We start from the raw sequence: 624 nt of genomic DNA, 5'->3' as shown, positions 1-624 counted from the left end.
GGCAATAAGCCGCCCGTGCTTCTAAGAAATCAGGCGCACCAGCCGGTAACGGTAAATCTTCTATGTCGTGAATTTCTTCAATAAACGCGGTCAGAATGGGTTGAGCAAAGCCGATTGAGAAATCAGCACGACGCCGGGTTAAGGTTTTCCATGCCTCTAACATGGCAGAACGCGCTGAACTGTAGTTCACATCAGACCAATCTTGCGTCACTTGTTGAGTAGACAACCCCGTTGCTGCGGCGATATTACGCAGCGCCGCACTTTCAAAGCCTTCAAAGTTACTGTGCGGTCTCGCGGCATTCACTGTTGTGATTTTCTCGCCGGGATACATAATTGGGATACGCGCCCCATTTTGTAAAGACAAGCGGCGATCATTGTGAAACTCAACGCGTCCTTGTTGGTATGCGCCTAAATTCTCGTCTTCACTTTCACCCAAAGCCGCTTCTACAAGGGCCGGGTCATACGGGGACTCAATGTAAGCGCCGAAAATAGCATTCAGAATCGCAGCCTCAAGCTCCGACTGGTCATATTTAATGAGCATTTTTAGGCGCTGAACCACCGGCGTTAGAATACCGTTACCCCGATGTTGTGCTCCGCGTTCGTGATCATAATCATGAACCACAT

The 624-nt window shown here is 49.5% G+C and carries 1 protein-coding gene; it reads right to left on the bottom strand.

The genetic code is table 11. The annotated features are described in order from the left end of the window. Positions 1 to 624 (bottom strand): phage portal protein (locus AACQ83_RS24355; RefSeq protein ID WP_146748318.1); only part of this gene is annotated, 624 nt, incomplete at both ends.

Source organism: Photorhabdus sp. S10-54, from assembly GCF_963878145.1.
GTDB classification, from domain to species: Bacteria; Pseudomonadota; Gammaproteobacteria; order Enterobacterales; family Enterobacteriaceae; genus Photorhabdus; species Photorhabdus kayaii.
The sequence above is the reverse complement of the archived record's forward strand: the minus strand, read 5'-3'. Positions and strand labels throughout refer to the sequence as shown.